General features: G+C 52.8%; 20 protein-coding genes. 9 read left to right on the top strand and 11 right to left on the bottom strand.

The window, feature by feature from the left end; genetic code table 11:
• Positions 1–58 precede the first annotated feature (58 nt).
• The 3 genes from AC2FAP_RS06955 to fabI all read right to left on the bottom strand — a co-directional run bounded on the left by AC2FAP_RS06955 (position 59) and on the right by fabI (position 4,013).
• Positions 59–1,993: an exoribonuclease II gene (locus AC2FAP_RS06955; RefSeq protein WP_148576730.1), complete on the bottom strand. Its 1,935-nt coding sequence runs from the start codon at positions 1,991–1,993 to the stop codon at positions 59–61.
• Between the two features lie 88 nt (positions 1,994–2,081).
• The gene (locus AC2FAP_RS06950; protein ID WP_014170359.1) at positions 2,082–3,068 is read right to left on the bottom strand and encodes a CMD domain-containing protein; all 987 of its coding nucleotides are present in this window, start codon (positions 3,066–3,068) and stop codon (positions 2,082–2,084) included.
• A 156-nt stretch (positions 3,069–3,224) separates the two neighbouring features.
• On the bottom strand, positions 3,225–4,013 hold the full coding sequence (gene fabI / locus AC2FAP_RS06945; protein ID WP_020882447.1) for an enoyl-ACP reductase FabI: 789 nt from the start codon (positions 4,011–4,013) through the stop codon (positions 3,225–3,227).
• Positions 4,014–4,330: 317 nt separating this feature from the next.
• Between fabI and AC2FAP_RS06940 the strand changes: the two genes are divergently transcribed.
• Together AC2FAP_RS06940 and AC2FAP_RS06935 are read left to right on the top strand one after the other, a co-directional pair.
• Entirely contained in the window at positions 4,331–5,224 is an 894-nt protein-coding gene (locus AC2FAP_RS06940; RefSeq protein ID WP_014170357.1) for a helix-turn-helix domain-containing protein, read from the top strand.
• A gap of 238 nt (positions 5,225–5,462) precedes the next feature.
• Positions 5,463–6,812: a sensor domain-containing diguanylate cyclase gene (locus AC2FAP_RS06935; protein ID WP_252069425.1), complete on the top strand. Its 1,350-nt coding sequence runs from the start codon at positions 5,463–5,465 to the stop codon at positions 6,810–6,812.
• Between the two features lie 52 nt (positions 6,813–6,864).
• Here AC2FAP_RS06935 and AC2FAP_RS06930 read toward each other — a convergent pair whose 3' ends face one another.
• Entirely contained in the window at positions 6,865–7,689 is an 825-nt protein-coding gene (locus tag AC2FAP_RS06930) for a helix-turn-helix domain-containing protein (protein ID WP_032680892.1), read from the bottom strand.
• A 72-nt stretch (positions 7,690–7,761) separates the two neighbouring features.
• Complete coding sequence (locus tag AC2FAP_RS06925) at positions 7,762–8,157, bottom strand: RidA family protein (protein ID WP_449541682.1); 396 nt, start codon at positions 8,155–8,157, stop codon at positions 7,762–7,764.
• A 132-nt stretch (positions 8,158–8,289) separates the two neighbouring features.
• Between AC2FAP_RS06925 and AC2FAP_RS06920 the strand changes: the two genes are divergently transcribed.
• Positions 8,290–8,880 (top strand): TetR/AcrR family transcriptional regulator, encoded by a 591-nt coding sequence (locus AC2FAP_RS06920; protein ID WP_032678285.1) that lies wholly within the window; start codon positions 8,290–8,292, stop codon positions 8,878–8,880.
• Positions 8,881–9,027: 147 nt separating this feature from the next.
• On the opposite strand, the gene sapF is transcribed toward AC2FAP_RS06920, so the two are convergent.
• The 6 genes from sapF to pspF form a co-directional block, all read right to left on the bottom strand.
• A complete protein-coding gene (gene sapF, locus AC2FAP_RS06915; RefSeq protein ID WP_014170351.1) occupies positions 9,028–9,834 on the bottom strand; it encodes a putrescine export ABC transporter ATP-binding protein SapF in 807 nt (268 codons plus the stop codon).
• A 1-nt stretch (position 9,835) separates the two neighbouring features.
• Entirely contained in the window at positions 9,836–10,828 is a 993-nt protein-coding gene (gene sapD / locus AC2FAP_RS06910; RefSeq protein ID WP_014170350.1) for a putrescine export ABC transporter ATP-binding protein SapD, read from the bottom strand.
• Positions 10,828–11,718 (bottom strand): putrescine export ABC transporter permease SapC, encoded by an 891-nt coding sequence (gene sapC / locus AC2FAP_RS06905; RefSeq protein WP_014170349.1) that lies wholly within the window; start codon positions 11,716–11,718, stop codon positions 10,828–10,830. Before sapC ends, sapD begins: the two co-directional genes overlap by 1 nt.
• Positions 11,705–12,670 (bottom strand): putrescine export ABC transporter permease SapB, encoded by a 966-nt coding sequence (sapB, locus tag AC2FAP_RS06900; protein WP_014170348.1) that lies wholly within the window; start codon positions 12,668–12,670, stop codon positions 11,705–11,707. The genes sapC and sapB overlap by 14 nt, the downstream gene beginning before the upstream one ends.
• Complete coding sequence (gene sapA / locus AC2FAP_RS06895) at positions 12,667–14,307, bottom strand: ABC transporter substrate-binding protein SapA (RefSeq protein WP_020882454.1); 1,641 nt, start codon at positions 14,305–14,307, stop codon at positions 12,667–12,669. The genes sapB and sapA overlap by 4 nt, the downstream gene beginning before the upstream one ends.
• 88 nt (positions 14,308–14,395) lie before the next feature.
• Positions 14,396–15,373 carry a phage shock protein operon transcriptional activator gene (pspF, locus tag AC2FAP_RS06890; RefSeq protein WP_485452893.1) on the bottom strand — a complete coding sequence of 326 codons (978 nt, stop codon included), beginning with the start codon at positions 15,371–15,373 and terminating at the stop codon, positions 14,396–14,398.
• A gap of 166 nt (positions 15,374–15,539) precedes the next feature.
• Here pspF and pspA point away from each other — a divergent pair, with 166 nt between their 5' ends.
• The 6 genes from pspA (at position 15,540) to AC2FAP_RS06860 (ending at position 20,273) form a co-directional block, all read left to right on the top strand.
• On the top strand, positions 15,540–16,208 hold the full coding sequence (gene pspA / locus AC2FAP_RS06885; RefSeq protein WP_014170345.1) for a phage shock protein PspA: 669 nt from the start codon (positions 15,540–15,542) through the stop codon (positions 16,206–16,208).
• Between the two features lie 54 nt (positions 16,209–16,262).
• On the top strand, positions 16,263–16,487 hold the full coding sequence (pspB, locus tag AC2FAP_RS06880; protein WP_025204011.1) for an envelope stress response membrane protein PspB: 225 nt from the start codon (positions 16,263–16,265) through the stop codon (positions 16,485–16,487).
• Positions 16,487–16,846 carry an envelope stress response membrane protein PspC gene (gene pspC, locus AC2FAP_RS06875; protein ID WP_014170343.1) on the top strand — a complete coding sequence of 120 codons (360 nt, stop codon included), beginning with the start codon at positions 16,487–16,489 and terminating at the stop codon, positions 16,844–16,846. Before pspB ends, pspC begins: the two co-directional genes overlap by 1 nt.
• A gap of 12 nt (positions 16,847–16,858) precedes the next feature.
• The gene (gene pspD, locus AC2FAP_RS06870; RefSeq protein ID WP_014170342.1) at positions 16,859–17,083 is read left to right on the top strand and encodes a phage shock protein PspD; all 225 of its coding nucleotides are present in this window, start codon (positions 16,859–16,861) and stop codon (positions 17,081–17,083) included.
• 184 nt (positions 17,084–17,267) lie between these two features.
• Positions 17,268–18,965 carry a sugar phosphorylase gene (locus tag AC2FAP_RS06865; RefSeq protein ID WP_485452892.1) on the top strand — a complete coding sequence of 566 codons (1,698 nt, stop codon included), beginning with the start codon at positions 17,268–17,270 and terminating at the stop codon, positions 18,963–18,965.
• 15 nt (positions 18,966–18,980) lie between these two features.
• Positions 18,981–20,273 (top strand): ABC transporter substrate-binding protein, encoded by a 1,293-nt coding sequence (locus AC2FAP_RS06860; RefSeq protein ID WP_342863310.1) that lies wholly within the window; start codon positions 18,981–18,983, stop codon positions 20,271–20,273.
• Positions 20,274–20,280: the final 7 nt, after the last annotated feature.

The following is a 20,280-nucleotide window of genomic DNA, read 5'->3' as shown; positions in this document are numbered from 1 at the left end:
TCAAAAGAAAAATTGTCGGCGCTTCCCGAAGGGAAACGGCCGACAATTTAAGCGGTTATCAGGCGACCGGGCGCGCGATAACGCTGCGGGTTTCCATGCGAACTTCAGCGATGTTTACGTCAATCACGTCTGTGACTTTGTAAACTGTTTCGCCTTTGATTTGCACAGTACCATTTTCCTGGCTGCAGACCAGTTCGTCACGGACGGCATGCAGGAACGGGGCAGGGATAAAGGCGACGGCACCGTTATCCACCAGGCGAACGCGCATACCGCCCCGGCTGATATCAATGATTTCTGCGGCGAAGCGAGTATCTGTACCCGCTTTATCCTGCAGGTAGCGTGCGTACAGCCAGTCTCCCACGTCACGTTCCGCCATACGGTTCAGGCGACGTCGTTCGGCCATCTGCAGGGTGGTGTCATTTTGCGGACGCGCAATGGACTCACCCTTAATGATCGCCTTCAGTAGACGGTGGTTGACCATGTCGCCATACTTACGAATAGGTGACGTCCAGGTCGCGTAGGCTTCCAGGCCGAGGCCAAAGTGTGGACCCGGCTCGGTGCTGATTTCAGCAAAGGACTGGAAACGACGGATGCGGCTGTCGAGGAAACCGGATGGCTGTGCATCCAGCTCGCGGCGCAGCTTACAGAAGCCCTGCAGCGTCAGCACTTCTTCCGGGTCAACGTGCACATCGTGGTTCTTCAGCAGGGCCGCCAGCGCTTCGGTATTGGCCGGATCAAAACCGGTGTGGACGTTGTAAATACCAAAGCCCAGCTTGTCACGCAGGACGCGAGCGGCACAAATGTTGGCAGAAATCATCGCTTCTTCAACAATGCGGTTCGCAATGCGACGCGGTTCGGCCACGATATTCAGCACTTCGCCTTTCTCACCCAGCACAAAGCGATAGTCCGGACGATCCTTAAAGACCAGCGCATGGGTTTTACGCCACTCGCCGCGGTTCAGACAAATGCGGTGCAGCAGGCGGATCTGTGCGGCAATCGCGTCTGATTCCGGTTTCCAGGTGCCGGTATTCTCAAGCCAGTCGGAAACATTGTCATACGCCAGCTTGGCTTTCGATTCGATGGTTGCGGCAAAAAATTCAATATCGTCTTCGATCCCGCCATCGGCGGCGATGGTCATGCGGCAGGCAAGGACCGGACGCACTTCATTTGGACGCAGTGAGCAGAGGTCATCAGACAGTTCGCGCGGCAACATGGGGATGTTGAAGCCCGGCAGGTAGTTAGTGAACGATCGGACTTTTGCCATATCGTCCAGCTTGCTGCCTTCAACGATCCAGGCGGTGGGATCGGCAATGGCGACGGTCAAATGCAATTTGCCATCAGCGCTCTCTTCCGCATACAGCGCATCATCCATATCTTCTGTGCTGGCGCTGTCGATAGTGACAAACTCCAGGGCAGTGAGGTCGCGACGCGTCAGGCCTTCGTCCTGCATTTCAGTCGCTACGCCGTCTGGCGCTTCTTTCTCAAGATTATGGCGTGCAAGCGTCACCCACCATGGCACGAAATGGTCGTCGCCAAAGGTGATGAACTGGGTCAGTTCAGCATAAAAGCCACGATCGCCTTTCAGAGGATGACGGCGCATTTCTGCTACGGCCCAGTCACCTTCTTTGAAATCATGCTCAACACCACGGGCGGCGCGGCAAGGAATGGCATCTTTCAGCAGGGGATGATCCGGCACGATAGAAAGACGATCGTCTTTTCGCTGGACCTTGCCCACGAAGCGGGTCAGGAACGGTTCGATCAGTTCTTCCGGCTCGGCGGACTCACGTTCCTTTTCGGTATGAATGACGGCCGTAATGCGGTCGCCATGCATCACTTTCTTCATTTGCGGTGGCGGAATGAAGTAGCTTTTCTGCGCATCAACTTCAAGGAAGCCAAAGCCCTTTTCCGTGGCTTTTACGACCCCTTCTGCACGCGGCGTCTGGGAATGCAGTTGCTGTTTAAGCTGCGCTAGCAGCGGGTTGTCCTGAAACATAATGTTCTATTTTCTTAGCCATTGAGCGGCTGACAGTTTTACGCGATTCTCACTGTCACAGCAAGCGGTCTTTGGGTAATTAGTATGGTTATTCCCCTTTGCCAAACGCGACTTTCAGGCGTTCAAGCCAGCCATCCATCGCGCTCCGGGTGAGCAGTTTTATCGCCCGTACCGCAGGCAGTCCTTGTTCAGTGAGCGGGGTGAACTGTGCGGCACTGAAGCGGTCCGGAGAACGCGTCAACAAGTCGATTGCCGCCGAAAGCGCCGGCGAATCAAGAGAAATATCATCATGGCTGTTTACCAGGATCTCACCCGTCAGGTCGAGCAGGATGGGCTCATGGCTGAGTACCGGCGTCAGCGCTTCAAGGGCGGGTTCGGCCTGCCAGCGGGAAAGCGATTCAAGCTGATGCGCGCTGGCATAACGCAGTTCAACGACAGGTAAAAGCGCCACCCAGGACTCAGGAGCGGCTGGCAGCGTGTGCGGCTGAATATGATGGCCGGGCAGCCAGCGTACAGGATGCCCCAGCAGGGCCTGAAAGACGGCCACCACGCGTGCCTGAAAACCGATAAAGCCGATAATCTGATTAATAAGCACCATGTCGTAGGTTGTCAGGCCCACCTCATCAAGCTGCTGCTGTGCTTTATCATCGATGACATCAGGTGAGCTGGCGAGCTGACGGGCGTACTGGGTGATTTGTGCCAGGCGGCGGTTACTTTCGCGTGAGGAGTCAGGGCCGGGAAGCGGGGCGAGGAGGGCGGCATAGTGGTTACACAACCGTTGGACGCCACAGGCCTGCGCGACCGTTAATGCAGTACTCAATCTGTCGTAGGCGCTGAGCGTATGCAGCCGGTTAACGGAGATTGAGAGCGGAAACAACAGGTGGCATAAGGTTCTGGCAGGGGTGAGCCAGCCAGTACAGGCGGCGACAATCTCGTCAGGCAGGGCTAAATCGAGCAAAAAACGATCGTCGACGTTAGCGGCTTCGGGCACCAGAGGCAGAACATCCGTCTGCGCGTGGTTTGACTGGGTTTCGTGGTACCAGTGGCCTTTGCCGGAAAAACGGCGTTGTTCCATGGGCGTTCCTTGATCTCAAAATGGCGATCAATATCCTGGCGTAAGGCAGATGTGGGGAAAAATATTGTTAGGTGATAACAAATAGCTGAACGGAATAACGAAGGGGTCGGGCGGAGGAAGGAAAACTCTCTTCCCGTGAGGGAAGAGAGTCACAGCTTATTTAATTTCCAGCTCGTTCATTGCAGCGATGTTGAAGCCGCCGTCAACGTGAACCACTTCGCCGGAGATACCCGCGGAAAGGTCAGAGCACAGGAACGCTGCAGAGTTACCCACATCTTCAATGGTAACGGTACGACGAATCGGCGTAACCGCTTCGCAGTGCGCCAGCATTTTACGGAAATCTTTGATACCGGAAGCTGCCAGGGTACGGATTGGACCCGCGGAGATAGCGTTCACACGCACACCTTCTGGACCCATCGCGTTCGCCATGTAGCGGACGTTTGCTTCCAGAGACGCTTTAGCCAGACCCATAACGTTGTAGTTAGGGATAGCACGTTCTGCGCCCAGATAGGACAGGGTCAGCAGAGCTGCGCCTGGGTTCAGCATCGCACGGCAAGATTTAGCCATTGCCACGAAGCTGTAGGAGCTGATGTCGTGAGCGATTTTGAAGCCATCACGGGTTACCGCGTTCACGTAGTCGCCGTCCAGCTGATCGCCAGGAGCGAAGCCGATGGAGTGAACGAAACCGTCGAATTTCGGCCATGCTTTTGCCAGTTCAGCAAACATGCCATCGATGCTTTCGTCTTGTGCAACGTCGCATTCCAGAACAAGGCTGGAACCCAGCTGCGCGGCAAACTCTTCTACACGGCCTTTCAGCTTGTCGTTCTGGTAGGTGAACGCCAGCTCAGCGCCTTCGCGATGCATAGCCTGTGCGATGCCGTATGCGATGGACAGTTTGCTGGCAACGCCAGTTACCAGAATGCGCTTACCGGAAAGAAAACCCATAGATTTAATCCTTATATTCATTGCTTATTTTTTGCCTTGTAAATCATAGCATTACAGGCAACATTTCAAAGTCATTCGAAATTAGCTCGAAATTATATCCCACTCAGTGCCCCTTGTGTCACGCTATTTCTCGCTCAAAGCCCGTGACGTATGTCATGGAAGGGGGTGAGCGAACGCGTTATCACGCTGTTTCACAGGCATCCGTCCATTATATCACTGCACGACCGGTTCGCCTCATCCAACCAGAGGCGGGCGTTTTTGCGCAAAATGATCCGTTTAGTGGATTTTACGTATTACAATCCAGTTAGAGTCAAAACATGAAAGAAATCATTAACAAACACGTTATAGACTGGGTTGAAGATAATATTTTATCTCTGGAGCATATCGATCGGCTGGTCGTAAAAACGGGTTACAGCAGAAGGACGCTCGAAATCTGGTTTAAACACCAATTTCACCAGTCGCTGGGTGAGTATATGCTCAGGAGACGAATGAGCTATGCCGCGTCTTTATTAAGGATGACGTCGCTGCCGGTCACCGAAATCGCTCACATTTTTCAGTATCATAGTGGACAGGGTTTTGCCCGCGCGTTTAAGAAATTGACCGGGAAAACACCGTCTCAATATCGAAGCGATGAAATATGGGACTTCCAGCGTTACCATCCTTCACTGTTATTAGAAGGGCTCCGTAAACCTGACGTGAAGATATGTCGGCTGGCGCGGACGTTTTCCTATAACGATACCCTGACGGAATATGATCATATTTTTAATCCTGCGATACAGGATGTGACCAAAAGACTGAGAAAACTTTTGCTTGATCATCGTGGGGAGGTAAAAGAAATCGCCATCAGGGGACGGCGTCCAGAAGGCCTGGATAAAAGCCGGGAAAACATGGCTGAAGTCATAATTGATTATCTGTCACCGGATAATACGTCGCACCAAAAACAGGAATATCATTTTTCCGGTAAATATGCCGTTATGCGGTATGACGGTAGCTGGTGCGCCTACGGTAAGCTCAGCAAAAAGAACTATTTTTATAACCGCTATAGACACCAGAATCTCGCCGTTCCTGCCTCTCATGTGGCAGGCCAGACGGAGCTGGCAACGAGCCTTGCGCTTTCGGAATCGGTTTATCAGACGTTTCAGAACAATAAGCGGCTGTATGTAGACTTCAATAGCCACGGCGATGTGGTGAATGTCAGCACATGGCGCTAGCGTTGCCTCTGGCCTTGCCGGTAAGGGTGATCTCACTGGTGAGTAAAGCGCAGTAGGGAATATCCCGGTTCGGTACGACATCGACCGGGATAATCCACTTCAACAGACTGAGGTCGGTTAACTGAAGCATCTGAAAAGAAGGTGGCAAGCCTGACCGGTTTGCCCCTCGATGTTAAGCAGAGAATGGTGTAAATCGCTCTGCCGTTTCACGTCTTTTATTTATGCGGTATTAATGAACATGAATAACATTACGTTGGCTGAGAAAATGATCGTGCTGTCCGGTGCGCTGCTGTTTGCACTGATGATCGCGGTGAACTCCTTTTTTGTTAATGATAATCCAGATTTCAGGGTACCCATGACAACCTATTTGATCGTCATGATTGCGCTATTTTTTCTGGATACCATTATCTCTATTTTTATCCAGATGCAGTATGCGTCTGACCGGTCTCATTTATCCCTGTTAATCCTGAGCATGGCGTTTCTGAGCGGTCTCATCTATTTCATAGAAACGATTATCGTCATTCAGCTTCCTGAAGACGCAGGGTTAACCCATACGCTAAAAACTAACGATACGGCGGTATTTTATTTTTTCCGCCAGTTAAGTTTTATTTTTTTGCTGGGGCTTGCTGTATGGGTGGAGAAACACACGGCACGGCGACGGTTCACATTACGGAATAAGGTCTGGCTGGCGCTAATATCGTTAATCCCCCTGGTTATGTTCCCGGTGCTGGCCCATGCGTTGAGCAGCTACAATCCAACCTGGACATTAACGATAGCCGCGTATCGCCCCGATCAGTATCATCCTGTCTGGGATGTCCGCTACGTTAACGCTCTGATAGTTCTCTGGTCGGCCCTGGCCTGCTACATGACTTACGTGACACGCTTTTCATCTGGCGTCTGGAACAGCATCATCGTGGTGTGCCTTTCTGCGATCACCTATAACTTTTTCCTGCTCTTACTCGATACGTATAACCTGTCGCTCTGGTATATCAGCCGGGCGGTAGAAGTGTTCAGTAAACTATTTGTTATCTGTACCTTACTGTTACATGTCTTCAGCTTGCTGAGATTTTTTGGCGATCGGGTTAACCGCGATCCCCTTACGCAGATCTTCAACCGCAAGTATTTTTTTGAGGCACTTCAGCGGCTCCGCATGCTCAGAACAGAAAAGGGCACCAGCATTATGATGCTGGATATCGATAACTTTAAGACCATTAATGACACCTGGGGACATCCTGTGGGGGACCGCGTCATTCTGGCGGTCGTGGATATTATTAAAGACAGTATTCGTGATAATGACGTCTTTGCCAGACTGGGAGGTGAAGAGTTTGGCCTGCTGTTGCCCGACACGGACAGGAGTATGGCCGTAGTCGTCGCAGAACGTATTCGCAAGAATGTTGAGCAACGCACCGGGCAGGGTAACCTGTACGCGGTGCCCCTGACGGTAACGTTAAGTATTGGCGTGTGCTCAGCCATTCAGGAAAACGTCAACAGTAGCGATATCATTCGTGATGTGGATGAAGCACTGTATGAGGCCAAGCACGGTGGTAAAAACAGAACCGTGTGCAGACAGGCCGCAGGGTCGGTCTGAACCGGCGTTGCGCGCCTCCCGCGGTGTGATTTACGCGCAAGAAAAAACGGGGTTATAACACAGGGATGTAAATATCAAAGTTAACGCGCTCATCGCTGCAGGCGTTAAAACGCATTAAATGAATGCCATCGCGCAACGTCAGGCGGTTCGTCACCATTGCCTTAACAAACGCAATTTTGTTATAGGCGCTATAACATTCCCAGCTGCCTTCAAAGGACATTTTTGCATATTTTCCGGTAAGTAAAAGTGTGTCTTTCTTTGTTGTTTTAGTGCTGTCTAAACAATATGAAATTAAGACTTCTACCAGATAGGAACGGCTTTTACCCAGACGTTCTGGTCGGCGCGGCACTATGGCAAGCTGTTGGATCCGATCGCGATTCTCAAGCAGGAGTTTTTTGATTTTTTTAGTGACATCGTGCACCGCAGTATCAAAAAGATGATCGTGCTCTATAATCTCATGGGTATACGGAAAAATCTCATTGAGTTCACAGAGTGTTATTTCGGGTGTTTTAAGATCGTCTAATAAAAATGAGGGCTGAAGGATATCAAAATCCCACTCTTTTGCATTTCTGTATTCAGAAGGGGTGAGTCCCGACATCTTTTTAAAGGCTCTTGAAAACCCCTGGCTGCTTTGGTAGTGAAATAAATAAGCAATGTCCGTAACGGGAAGCGATGTCATTCTGAGCATGATGGCCGCAAGGCTCAGCCTTCTCCTTAGGATGTACTCACCTAAAGAGAGGTGATATTTCTCTTTAAACCATGTTTCCATGGTTCTTCTGCTATACCCGGTATCTTTAACCAATTGATCAATATGTAAAATAGAAAAATTATTTTCCTCTACCCAGGTGAGAATATATTTACTAATACTTTCTTTCATTCGATATCTACAGCGTGTGGCGTCATGACGTAATTAATAAATTGCCGGTGGGGCTTATGCCAAATACTTGCTTTATTGCGGTGGGATTCTGGCAATGACCTTAATTTCAAAATCAAAGCCCGCAAGCCAGTTTACCCCCACGGCCGTCCAGTTCGGATAAGGGGGGCGGGGGAACGCTAATTTTTTGGCTTCCATGATGGTTGAAAACTGATTTTCTGGATCGGTATGAAACGTCGTCACGTCGATCACATCATCAAACGTACATCCCGCGGCAGAAAGCGTAGCCTGGAGATTATCAAAAGCCAGTTGTACCTGAGCGCCGAAATCCGTTTCAGGTGTGCCATTGCTGCGGCTTCCAACCTGGCCTGAGACAAATAACAGATCGCCAGAGCGAATGGCAGCAGAATAGCCATGTTCTTCATAGAGGGCATGACGATTAGCGGGAAATACAGGTTCACGTGGGTGCATGGCATTTCCTTTTCGATTGGGGGTATTGTTGAGATCACGCGGTCGTATTAACATACGCGGCGTATGTCAAAATCTAAACCACATACGCCACGTATGTCAAACGGAAAAACACAACGTAACCAAGGACGTCTTATGGCTGCAAAAAGCCGTGCCGAAACGGCCCAGGAAAATCGCGAAAAAATGATACAGGCAGGGCGCAAAGCTTTTGCCGAGAAAGGCTATGCCGCAGCCTCCATGGATGAACTGACCGCAAGCGTGGGGTTAACACGTGGAGCGCTATACCATAATTTCACTGACAAGAAAGGCTTGCTGGCTGCGGTGGTCGCCCAGATAGACAGCGAAATGGCACGAAAGGCGAAGGAAATTGCCGCCAGCGCCGAGAATGACTGGGAACGACTGCTGGCCGAAGGCGTCGCTTACATCAAAATGGCGCTCGATCCGGAAGTGCAGCGTATTGTACTGCGTGATGGTCCGGCTGTTCTGGGTGACCCGGCCCACTGGCCCAGCCAGAATAGCTGCCTGGAATCTACCCGTCAGACCATAGAAAAAATGATTGAACGCAAGGTCCTGAAAGACATGGATGCAAACGTCGCTGCACAGCTGTTAAATGGCGCTGCGCTCAATGCTGCACTGTTGATAGCCGCCAGTGACGATCCACAGAAGACGTTGCCACATGCGATTGAGGTGTTTGTCCTGCTTGCCAGCGGGTTACGCCATCAGTGAAAGGAAAGGGTTAACGCGCGCGAGCTGCTATTTAACCCTTAAAGGAACGGGTGTGCCGGGGGTTTTTTTGTCGGATAAGGGGCGCTAGAACGCCGCGAGGATTTCGCGCGTGGTGAGCGTTGTTAATCTGCCCCTTGCACCAACGCGCTAGCGATCTTTTCTCCACGCATCCGCGGTTAATGCTTCACCGAAATGGCCGGCAATCAATCGCTTAGTCAGTTCATGAAGCGGAGAGGCCATAACATCTGCGGTACTGCCACGTTCAACAACCTCACCCTGATGCATGACCATCACCTGGTCGCTGATATGTTTCATCATCCCCAGATGTTGGGTCACGTAGATATACGAGATACCCTGTTTTTCCTGTAATTCGAGCATCAGGTTAATTAACTGCGATCGCATCGACATATCCAGCGAGGCGAGCGCTTCGTCGGCGATGATCACTTTCGGGCGCAATATCAGCGCACGCGCGAGCCCAAGACGCTGTTTCTGGCCGGGGGCGAGCATGTGCGGGTAATAGCTCTCGTGATCGGGCAGCAGCCCAACCATCCGCAGGGTTTCAAAAACGCGTTTGCGTCGCGCTTCTGGCTCGAGATCGGTATTCAGACGCAGCGGAAAATCGAGGATTTGCGAAATACGCTGACGCGGGTTGAGCGATGTCGACGGATCCTGGAAGATCATACGGATACGCTGGCTGCGGAAAGAGTAATCGCCGAATTCCAGCGGATGGTCATCTATCAGCACTTCGCCGCCGGAAGGTTCAACCATGCCTGCCAGCATCTTCGCCAGCGTGGATTTACCGGAACCGTTCTCACCGATGATTGCCAGCGTCTGTTTTTCGCGCAGGGTAAAGCTGAGCGGCTTCACGGCTTCAACGGTCTGACGATGGAACAGTCCGGTACGGTAGCGAAAGGTCTTACTCAGGTTACGGACTTCCAGTAAGGTTTCGACCATTTCACTCTCTCTCCATGTTCAGCGGGAAATGACAGGCATATAGATGATTTTTAGCCCCTGTCAGACGTGGCGTCTCAATACATTTACGCTGCGCATACGGGCACCGCGGCCCCAGACGACAGCCAATCGGCAAGGACTCCAGCAGCGGGATAGCCCCGGGCAGGGTGTTCAGGCGACTCTTGTGCGGCATGGCGCTGCCAAAATCTGGAATGGCGCGGATCAGCGCCTGCGTATACGGATGATGCGGCGCGGTGATGAGGTCTTCACTCGGGGCGGTTTCGACCGTCTGCCCGCAGTACATCACATCAATCTTATCAGCCCATTTGCTGAGCATTTGCAGGTCGTGACTGATTAACAAAATGGTGGTGTTGTTGTTCTGGTTCAGACGCGTCAGCAGGCGGAAAATCTGCGCCTGCGTGGTCGGTTCCATCGCGTTGGTCGGTTCATCCGCAATCAGCAGACGCGGCTGATTGGCCAGCGCGATGGCAATCATCACTTTCTGACACTCACCGTCGGTCAGTTCGTACGGAAAACTGCGCATGGCATCTTTATGATCTTTGATCCCGACGCGGTGCAACAGCTCAATAGCACGACGCTTACGCCAGCCAAACCGTTGCCACCAGCGGCCTTTATAGGTCCATCCGGGAATGTTCTGCATCAGCTGTTTGCCCACGCGCTCGGACGGGTCAAGACAGGATTGCGGCTCCTGGAAAATCATTGATACGTTATGGCCGACCAGCTTGCGACGCTCGCGAGGAGAGAGGCGTTGCAGGTCGATATCATCAAAACGCATACGGTCAGCGGTGACGCGCCAGTTATCCTTCGCCACACCACAGATGGCTTTGGCGATCAGGCTTTTCCCTGAACCGGATTCACCCACCAGCCCGCGAATTTCACCCTCAGCAAGGGTGATACTGATGCGATCGACGGCTTTCACCCAGCCTTCACCGGTTTTGAACTCGATGGTCAGGTTGCGAATATCAAGAAGCGGCATTATTGCACCCCCGCATTAATTGCACGGCGAATACCATCGCCCAGCAGGTTGACAAGCAGCACACTCACCATAATGGCTGCGCCCGGTAACATGACCGTCCACGGCGCAACGTAGATAAGCTCGAGCGCGTCACCGAGCATCGCGCCCCATTCAGGCGACGGCAGCTGCGCGCCGAGATCGAGAAAACCAAGCGCCGCGATGTCCAGAATCGCCATCGACAGGGCGCGGGTGATCTCCGTGACCAGCCCGGCAGCGATGTTCGGCAGTACGGCAAACCAAAGGATGTTTAAGGTTGTTGCACCGTCCAGGCGAGCTGCGACGACATACTCTTTTTCCAGCTCGTCATGCACCATGCTGTATACCGAACGCACGATGCGGGGCAGGATCGCCAGCCAGACCGCGAACATGGCATGCGACAGGTGTGGCCCGACAAACGCCACCACAATGATGGCCAGCAGCAGGGACGGAATAGAGAGCAGGGTGTCGAGAATGTGGTTCAGTGCCGCCGAGCGCAGGCCATGCGTCGACCCGGCAAAGATGCCGAGCGCCAGACCGCAGATGGTGGCAGCAAACGTCACCACAAATGCACCGCCGACCGTCGGCGCCGCACCGCTCAACAGGCGGCTCAATACGTCACGCCCGAGGTCGTCCGTACCGAGGAAGAAAGAGACCTCACCGTAGCGCGACCAGGATGGGGGCAGCAGCTGATAGCCAAGGAACTGCTGATCAATACCATAGGGCGCAAACCAGGAGCCAAAAACGCAGAGCAACACCAGCCCGGCGAAGCCATAAAGGCCAATCATTGCCGTGGTGTCACCATAGAATTTACGCCACACGGTACGCAGCGCACCGGGCGTGCGCTTTTCACTGTATACGTTATCGTAGGGCATACCATTCCTTATGCTTCAACGGGTTGGCCATAGCACCCAAAATATCGGAAATCACGTTAACAATAATCACCAGAGAGCCAATCACCATGACGCCCGCCGAAATGGCGGCGTAGTCCTGCTGGCGGATAGCATTGATCAACCATCGTCCCAGCCCCGGCCAGCTGAAGACCATTTCGGTAATCATCGCCAGGGTGAGCATGGTGGAAAACTGGAGCCCCAGTCGCGGGATCACAGGCGGCAGGGCATTATGCAGCACATTACGGCGCAAGATAGTCAGGCGCGATAAGCCGCGCGTGGCGGCCGCTTTGACATAGTTCTGATCGAACACCTCGATGGTACTCAGGCGCATCAGGCGGATCACTTCGGTTGTCGGTGCCACCGCCAGCGTCAGTACCGGCAAGACCATATGGCGTACGGCGCTGACGATCATCTCATGTCGCCAGGCTGAATCAGACAGCCAGGCGTCAACGATAGCAAACCCGGTCACCGTTTTTACCGTATACAACAGGTCAAAACGGCCAGAAACCGGCAGCCAGCCCAGGTTGAGGGAGAAGAAAAGCGTCAGCAGCAGCGCCAGCCAGAAGATCGGGATCGAGAAGCCGAGCAGGGCGAGGGCGCTGATAAATTTATCCTGCCATTTGTTGCGATAAATCCCTGCCAGCATCCCTACCGGAATACCAACCATTAAGGCAAAACCGAACGCCAGAATGCACAGCTCCATTGTCGCCGGGAAAACCTCTTTCAGCTGCTCAGAGATGAGCTGCCCGTTGATGCTTGAAACACCGAAATCCCAGTGCAGCAGACCGTTAAACCAGAAGAGCCACGCATCCCACAGCGACGACCCCTGAAGCGGGGCGTGCGGGGTGAAATAGCTCAGACTGAAACCAACAAAGGTCAGGAAAAAGAGCGTCACCAACAGCAGCAGAAGGCGGCGCAAGGTAAAAATGATCATGGTTTTTTCACCTCTTGTTCTTTTTCGCGAGACACGCCGGCGAAGGAGGCGTTGCCGAACGGACTCAACACCAGGCCTTTAATATCATAGCGATAGGCCTGCAGGCGCAGGGACGAGGCCAGCGGCAGCACGGGCAGCTCTTCGGCAAGGATCTTCTGCGCTTCATCATAGGCGTCTATGCGTGACGCCAGCTGTTGGGACGCCAGCGCTTTTTGCAGCACGCCGTCAAATTCCCGGTTGCACCAGTGGGCGTAGTTGGTCTGGGAGTTAATCGCCGCACAGCTCAGCAACGGACGGAAGAAGCTGTCCGGGTCATTACTGTCGGTCGCCCAGCCTGTCAGGGTTAAATCATGGTTCATGTCCATCAGGCGCGCCTCCTGGAAACGACCCTCAACCGGCACGATGATCACTTTCACCCCCACCTGCGCCATATCTGCCTGCAACAGCTCGGCGGTCTTCAGCGGGCTTGGGTTCCAGGCCTGAGAACTGGTCGGTACCCAGAGTTGCAGCGTCAGGTTTTCTGCCCCCAGCGCTTTCAGCTGTTCACGCGCTTTTGCCGGGTTGTATTCCGTAATTTTAGCTTCACTGTCATAGGCCCACGAGGCTCGCGGCAAAATAGAGGCGGCGGTTTCTGCCGTACCGTAATAGATCGACTGCATCAGACGCTGGTTGTTAATGGCCAGCGCCAGCGCGTGGCGTACGGCAGGGTTGTTCAGTGGCGGCTTATCGGTATTAAACGCCAGATAGGCGATGTTCATGCCGGGGCGTAACGTCAGGCGCAAACGCGGATCGTCGCGCAAAATGGTGAGCTGGCTGGCAGCAGGCCACGCCAGCACGTCGCACTCCCCGGTCAGCAGTTTTGATAAACGCCCCGTCCCGCCAGAGCCAAGATCGACCACTACCTGTGGCATCAGCGGCGTGCCGCGCCAGAAATGCGCATGGCGCTGCAGGCGGATATATTGTCCGGAGCGATATTCGGCCAGCTGGAACGGACCGGTGCCGACTGGCTGACGGTCGATTAACTCCTGACGATCGATTTTGCTCAGGTTCGCGGCGTATTCAGCAGACATAACGGACGCATAGTGGGTGGCCAGGTGCCAGAGGAAAGAGGCATCCGGGCGCTTCAGCGAAAACTCCACCGTGCGGTTATCCAGCTTGCGAACGCTTTTAACGGTATCGGCAAACTGCAGGCTGTCGAAGTAGGGGAAGTTACTGCCGTTAACGTTATGCCACGGGTGATTACGGTTAAAGATACGCTGGAACGTAAAGACCACGTCATCCGCGTTCAGTTTGCGCGTTGGGGTAAACCATGGCGTGTGCTGAAATGCGACATCATCGCGCAGGTGGAAACGGTAGGTCGCGCCGTTATCCAGGACTTCCCAGCTTTCGGCAAGCTCTGGCACCAGACGGTAGGTGTAGGGATCCACATCAAGCAGACGGTCATAGAGTTGCGCGGCAAGGGTATCCACAATCAGGCCGCTGCCCGCTTTTTGCGGGTTAAATGTATCAACCTGACCGCTTACGCAATAGACGAAGCCGCTGTCGCGAATATCAGGTTGCGTAGCGGGTTCGGGCGCAGCAAACGCCAGGCTGCTGAACAGACCAAGTGCAAAGAAGGACGATAAAACCAGACGCATAATTTTTAAGGTTTTTAGGTTCGATCTGCAAAGTGTATCGCACTTACGCCTGCTTCGTAAAAATGTCTGCGGGTAAGTGCTGATATTGTCAGCGCATTTGATGCTTTTTGAGCAATGCCCTTAATTGATGGTAGGTCAGACCCAGGAGTTCAGCCGCCCGTTTCTGGTTATATTTCGCCACCTTCAGGCTCTGCTCAAGCAGCTGTTGTTCCTGTTCATGCTGGAACTGCCGCAAATCCAGGGAAAGGGCAGGGGAAGCCCCGGACATGGGCGGGGCGGAAGCTGGCTGCGGGCTACGCTGAAAAGGATCAAGAATAATGTTATCCAGCTCGGTCTCACTGCTGCCGTGGCGATAGACAGAACGCTCCACGACGTTTTTTAACTCACGGATATTTCCCGGCCAGTGGTAAGCGAGGAGTGTCTCCTTTGCATACTCGCTGAACCCCGGAAAAAGCGGCAGGCCGAGCTCGCGACACATCTGAATCGCAAACTGCTCTGCCAGCAGCATGATGTCGCTTCTTCGCTCGCGCAGCGGCGGGAGCTGAACGACGTCAAAGGCCAGCCGGTCGAGCAGGTCGGCACGGAATTTATCCTCTGCCACCATTTGCGGGAGGTTGGCATTGGTCGCGCACACCAGACGCACGTTGACCTGCAACGGCTGGCTACCGCCGACGCGCTCCAGCTCGCCATACTCAATCACGCGCAGCAGCTTTTCCTGTACCAGCATGGGCGCGGTGGCCAGTTCATCAAGAAACAGCGTGCCGCCGTCGGCGCGTTCAAAACGACCCGGATGGCGTTTTTGGGCACCGGTAAAAGCACCGGCTTCATGACCGAAAAGCTCCGTGTCGAGCAGATTTTCATTCAACGCCGCGCAGTTAAGAGAAATGAAGGGGCCATCCCAGCGTCCGGATAAATAATGTAGACGGTTAGCAATCAGTTCCTTACCCGTGCCGCGCTCACCGATAATAAGCACCGGCTTGTTGAGCGGCGCGAGACGGGAGACCTGTTCGAGGACTTCCAGAAAACTGTTGGCTTCGCCGAGTAAATTGTCTTTGTATCCAGCCATGATGAAATTAACCACTCCTTAGTGATATTCACCAGGTGAGCATAGTGTGCCGATGCCTGGAAATCAACCACATCAAGTAAAATCAACAAGATAAAAACTTGGCACGGTATTTGTATTAGTTATGTAGCAGGGCATCGCCCGATAACAGAACTATGAGGATCACATTATGGGTATTTTTTCTCGTTTCGCCGACATCGTGAACGCCAATATCAACTCACTGCTTGAGAAAGCGGAAGATCCGCAGAAGCTGGTGCGCCTGATGATTCAGGAAATGGAAGATACGCTGGTTGAAGTGCGTTCTACCTCCGCCCGTGCGCTGGCTGAGAAAAAACAGTTAACGCGCCGCATTGAGCAGGCGACCGCTCAGCTTAACGAATGGCAGGAAAAAGCAGAACTTGCGCTGCGTAAAGATAAAGAAGACCTGGCCCGTGCCGCGCTGATTGAAAAACAGAAGCTGGCAGACATGGTCGCGACGCTCGAGCATGAAGTCACACTGGTCGATGATACGCTTTCGCGTATGAAGAAAGAGATTGGTGAGCTTGAGAACAAACTGAACGAAACGCGTGCGCGTCAGCAGGCGCTGGCATTGCGCCACCAGGCGGCAAGCTCATCCCGCGATGTACGTCGCCAGCTGGATAGCGGTAAGCTGGATGAAGCAATGGCACGTTTTGAGTCGTTTGAACGCCGTATCGACCATATGGAAGCGGAAGCGGAAAGTCACAGCATTGGTAAACAGAAGTCACTGGATCAGCAGTTCGCTGACCTGAAAGCGGACGATGAAATCAGCGAGCAACTTGCTGCGCTGAAAGCCAAAATGAAGCAAGACAACCAATAATAATTTGTGCGGCACCTGAGTGTGCCGCCACGCATCGTAAGACAAGGAGTACACATGAGCGCGCTTTTTCTGGCTATTCCCCTGACCATTTTCGTGCTGTTTGTTCTGCCGATTTGGTTATGGCTGCACTACAGCAACCGTTCTTCACGTGGTGAACTTTCCCAGAGTGAACAACAGCGTCTCGTACAGCTGACCGAACAGGCGAATAAAATGCGCGAACGCATTCAGGCGCTGGAAGATATCCTCGATGCAGAACATCCAAACTGGAGGGACCGTTAATGGCCGGACTGAATCTGAACAAAAAATTGTGGCGCATTCCGCAGCAGGGAATGGTACGCGGCGTCTGTGCGGGACTGGCCCATTATCTTGATGTCCCGGTCAAACTGGTTCGCGTGGTAACGGTGCTGTCGATCTTCTTCGGTCTGGCGTTTATCACCCTGGTGGCGTACATCGTGCTGTCGTTTGTACTCGACCCGATGCCGGAAGGTGAACTGGCCGCAGAAGGCGCACCGACCAGCAACGATCTTCTCAACGCGGTTGACGATCAACTCGCCGCTGGGGAGAAGCGGTTACGTGAGATGGAGCGCTATGTCACGTCTGACACCTTCACGCTGAGAAGCCGTTTTCGTCAGCTTTAAGAGAGAATATACATGAAGCAAAACTGGCAACAGGCCGGTCAGAAGGTAAAACCCGGCCTGAAAATCGCAGGTAAACTGGTCCTGCTGACGGCATTACGTTTCGGCCCGGCAGGTGTGGCGGGTTGGGCGATAAAATCTGTTGCCCGCAAGCCGGTAAGAATGTTGCTGGCTGTGGCGCTCGAACCTCTGCTGCAAAAAGTGGCAAAACGGCTTTCACGCCGCTACTTTCCCCAATAATTCCTGCGTACGTTAGCCTTTCTCGTTTTCGGGGCAGGCTAGCGATACTTCTTCGCTTTCCCTTTCTTTCTTTGCGGCAGCTCACAATACTGCGTTGAGCTGCTTTGCAATTGCGTTTTCTGCGTCCCGGTCCGTTGACAGATATTTTTCATGGGAGTAGATTGCGTTCCGTGGGACCGCTACCATGGAAAATAAAATGCAGGCTAAAATTAAAGAAATCATTAATCTTGTTTACGGGGAATCATTTTCCGATACCCATTTTTCGGTGTTGCTGGAAAAGATTGATAACGCGATTTCTGTTATTACAGATAAGCGTAAGGTGGGGTGGGATGAAAAAGATGTTGTCCTGATTACGTATGCCGATCAGTTTTCGGCAGAAGGGGAGAAAGCCCTGCCGGTTTTCACACGGTTTTATAATAAGTGGCTCTCTCACTCCTTTTCACATGTTCATCTTTTACCTTTTTACCCGTGGTCTTCTGACGACGGTTTTTCTGTTATTGATTACCACGAAGTTGCACCAGAAACAGGAACGTGGCAGGACATCGCCGAATTAAAACAATCAGCCAGTTTGATGTTTGATTTCGTCTGCAATCACATGTCGGCGCAAAGTCAATGGTTCGCGAATTACCTTAAGCAAATGCCGGGGTATAACGATTTCTTCATTTCTGTTGACCCTGAAACGGATCTGTCGGCCGTCACGCGACCGCGTGCTTTGCCCCTCCTCACGCCGTTTACGCTTCACGATGGCAGCGTACGCCACCTGTGGACCACCTTCAGCAGCGACCAGGTCGATCTCAATTTTGCCTCTCCTCAGGTTCTGATTGCGATGGTAGACGTGCTGCTGCACTACCTGACTGAAGGGGCGCGCTACATTCGTCTGGATGCTGTTGGGTTTATGTGGAAGATACCCGGAACGAGCTGTATCCATCTGGAACAAACCCACCAGCTTATCCAGCTTTTCCGTGCCATTACCGAGGCTGTCGCGCCGGGGACGGTGATTATCACAGAGACCAATGTCCCGCATAAAGACAACGTTGCCTACTTTGGTGACGGCAACAATGAAGCGCAGATGGTGTATCAGTTCTCCTTGCCGCCGCTTGTGCTGCATGCGGTACACCGTCAGGATGTCCGGGCGCTGTGTCAGTGGGCGTCGTCGTTGACGCTTCCTTCCACGAAAACCACCTGGTTTAACTTTTTGGCCTCGCATGATGGGATTGGCCTCAATCCGTTACGCGGAATTTTACCCGAGTCTGAGATCCTCTCGCTGGTTGAGAAACTTCAGGCCGAGGGGGCGCTGGTCAACTGGAAAAACAATCCGGATGGAACGCGAAGCCCGTATGAAATCAATGTCACTTATCTTGATGCGTTAAGCACAAGGGACTGCGATGACAATCACCGTATTGCCCGGTTTATTCTGGCTCATGCTGTACTCCTGAGTTTCCCCGGTGTGCCTGCCGTCTATATTCAAAGTATTCTTGGCTCGCGTAATGATTATGAGGGCGTGGATCGCCTGGGATATAACCGTGCGATTAACCGCAAAAAATACCTCGCCGGTGCAATCGACAGTGAGCTTGAGAACGAAAATAGCCTGCGGCAGAAAGTCTATTATAGATTGCGTGAATTAATCTCCCTGAGGCGTGCAGAAAAAGCATTCCACCCTGACAGTCAGGCTTGTTTTATTACGGCAGGCGAGCATGTATTAAAAATAATGCGTATTGCGCAAAGTGGCGAAAAAGTTACCGCGTTATTTAATTTCAGCGATCGCATTCAAACGCTTGAGTCGAATATTCCATCCGGCAGGGAATTGATCGCCGGGAAAGATATTACTGGTACGACTCTGACCCTTAATCCATGGCAGGTGTTGTGGATTAAAGAAAACTAAAAAAGGACCTTAAACATGAATATGCCCAAAATTGTGCTGATATCAGCACTGGTTTCGTGCGCCTTGTTGTCAGGCTGTAAGGATGACAAACCCTCTGCTGTCACCATTGAGTTTATGCACTCCTCAGTTGAACAGGAGCGTCAGGCGGTAATTACAAAACTGATTGAAAAATTCGAGAAAGAGAACCCGACGATTACGGTGAAACAGGTACCGGTAGAAGAGGATGCCTACAACACCAAAGTGATTACGTTGGCCCGCACCGGTGCGCTGCCTGAGGTCATTGAGGTCAGCCATGACTACGCAAAAGTCATGGATAAAGAGCAGCTGCTGGACCGGGATGCGATCAACGCCGCCATCAAAGCGGTGGGCGAAAACACCTTCTATGACGGAATTTTACGTGTCGTTCGCACGGAAGACGGCTCAGCCTGGACGGGGGTGCCAATCAGCGCCTGGCTGTCTGGCGTCTGGTATCACAAAGATGTGCTTGCTGCGGCGGGTATTGAGGAGCCGCATAACTGGGAACAGCTGCTGAAAGCCAGCCAACGCCTCAGCGATCCGGCTAAAAAACGCTATGGCATTGCGCTACCCACGGCAGAAAGCGTGATGACCGAGCAGGCGTTTTCTCAGTTTGCGCTTTCCGGTGGCGCGAACGTTTTTGACGCCAACGGGAAAATCAACATCGATACCCCGGAAATGGTGAACGCGCTGGCGTTCTATAAAGCACTGGCCGCGACCACCATGCCGGGCTCGAACGATGTCATGGAGATTAAAGATGCCTTTATGAATGGTTCGGCACCGATGGCGGTGTATTCCACCTATATCCTGCCGGCGGTCTATAAAGACGGCAACCCAGCCAACCTGGGCTTTGTCGTTCCGACTGAAACGTCTTCAGCGGTCTACGGCATGGTCACATCGCTGACGATCACCTCCGGTCAAACAGAAGATGAAACCCAGGCTGCACAGAAGTTTGTCACCTGGATGGAGCAGGCACAGAACGCGTCTGACTGGGTGATGATGTCCCCGGGGGCCGCGCTGCCGGTGAACAAACTGGTCGTCGGCACGGACTCCTGGAAAGACAACGAGGTCATTAAAGCGTTTGGTCAACTTCCCTATGAGCTTATCGCCCAGTTCCCGAATGTGCAGGTATTTGGCGCCGTGGGCGACAAAAACTTTACCCGCATGGGTGATGTAACGGGGTCCGGCATCATCAGTTCCATGGTGCATAACGTCACAGTAGGTCAACAGGATCTCAGTGCAACGTTAAGCAAAAGCCAGAAGCGACTGACTGACCTGATTTCACAACGATAGGAGCGCT

This window comes from Enterobacter cloacae complex sp. 394I7, assembly GCF_057320345.1.
The sequence above is the reverse complement of the archived record's forward strand: the minus strand, read 5'-3'. Positions and strand labels throughout refer to the sequence as shown.

What these genes read in the sequence shown, in the direction of transcription:
- sapF (WP_014170351.1), bottom strand. Translation starts at nt 9,834, where the DNA reads ATGGTCGAAACCTTACTGGAAGTCCGTAACCTGAGTAAGACCTTTCGC.
- AC2FAP_RS06865 (WP_485452892.1), top strand. Translation starts at nt 17,268, where the DNA reads ATGGAAAATAAAATGCAGGCTAAAATTAAAGAAATCATTAATCTTGTT.
- AC2FAP_RS06940 (WP_014170357.1), top strand. Translation starts at nt 4,331, where the DNA reads ATGAAAGAAATCATTAACAAACACGTTATAGACTGGGTTGAAGATAAT.
- fabI (WP_020882447.1), bottom strand. Translation starts at nt 4,013, where the DNA reads ATGGGTTTTCTTTCCGGTAAGCGCATTCTGGTAACTGGCGTTGCCAGC.
- sapA (WP_020882454.1), bottom strand. Translation starts at nt 14,307, where the DNA reads ATGCGTCTGGTTTTATCGTCCTTCTTTGCACTTGGTCTGTTCAGCAGC.
- AC2FAP_RS06930 (WP_032680892.1), bottom strand. Translation starts at nt 7,689, where the DNA reads ATGAAAGAAAGTATTAGTAAATATATTCTCACCTGGGTAGAGGAAAAT.
- sapD (WP_014170350.1), bottom strand. Translation starts at nt 10,828, where the DNA reads ATGCCGCTTCTTGATATTCGCAACCTGACCATCGAGTTCAAAACCGGT.
- sapB (WP_014170348.1), bottom strand. Translation starts at nt 12,670, where the DNA reads ATGATCATTTTTACCTTGCGCCGCCTTCTGCTGCTGTTGGTGACGCTC.
- AC2FAP_RS06860 (WP_342863310.1), top strand. Translation starts at nt 18,981, where the DNA reads ATGAATATGCCCAAAATTGTGCTGATATCAGCACTGGTTTCGTGCGCC.
- pspD (WP_014170342.1), top strand. Translation starts at nt 16,859, where the DNA reads ATGAAGCAAAACTGGCAACAGGCCGGTCAGAAGGTAAAACCCGGCCTG.
- AC2FAP_RS06955 (WP_148576730.1), bottom strand. Translation starts at nt 1,993, where the DNA reads ATGTTTCAGGACAACCCGCTGCTAGCGCAGCTTAAACAGCAACTGCAT.
- AC2FAP_RS06925 (WP_449541682.1), bottom strand. Translation starts at nt 8,157, where the DNA reads ATGCACCCACGTGAACCTGTATTTCCCGCTAATCGTCATGCCCTCTAT.
- pspA (WP_014170345.1), top strand. Translation starts at nt 15,540, where the DNA reads ATGGGTATTTTTTCTCGTTTCGCCGACATCGTGAACGCCAATATCAAC.
- AC2FAP_RS06935 (WP_252069425.1), top strand. Translation starts at nt 5,463, where the DNA reads ATGAATAACATTACGTTGGCTGAGAAAATGATCGTGCTGTCCGGTGCG.
- pspC (WP_014170343.1), top strand. Translation starts at nt 16,487, where the DNA reads ATGGCCGGACTGAATCTGAACAAAAAATTGTGGCGCATTCCGCAGCAG.
- pspB (WP_025204011.1), top strand. Translation starts at nt 16,263, where the DNA reads ATGAGCGCGCTTTTTCTGGCTATTCCCCTGACCATTTTCGTGCTGTTT.
- AC2FAP_RS06920 (WP_032678285.1), top strand. Translation starts at nt 8,290, where the DNA reads ATGGCTGCAAAAAGCCGTGCCGAAACGGCCCAGGAAAATCGCGAAAAA.
- sapC (WP_014170349.1), bottom strand. Translation starts at nt 11,718, where the DNA reads ATGCCCTACGATAACGTATACAGTGAAAAGCGCACGCCCGGTGCGCTG.
- pspF (WP_485452893.1), bottom strand. Translation starts at nt 15,373, where the DNA reads ATGGCTGGATACAAAGACAATTTACTCGGCGAAGCCAACAGTTTTCTG.
- AC2FAP_RS06950 (WP_014170359.1), bottom strand. Translation starts at nt 3,068, where the DNA reads ATGGAACAACGCCGTTTTTCCGGCAAAGGCCACTGGTACCACGAAACC.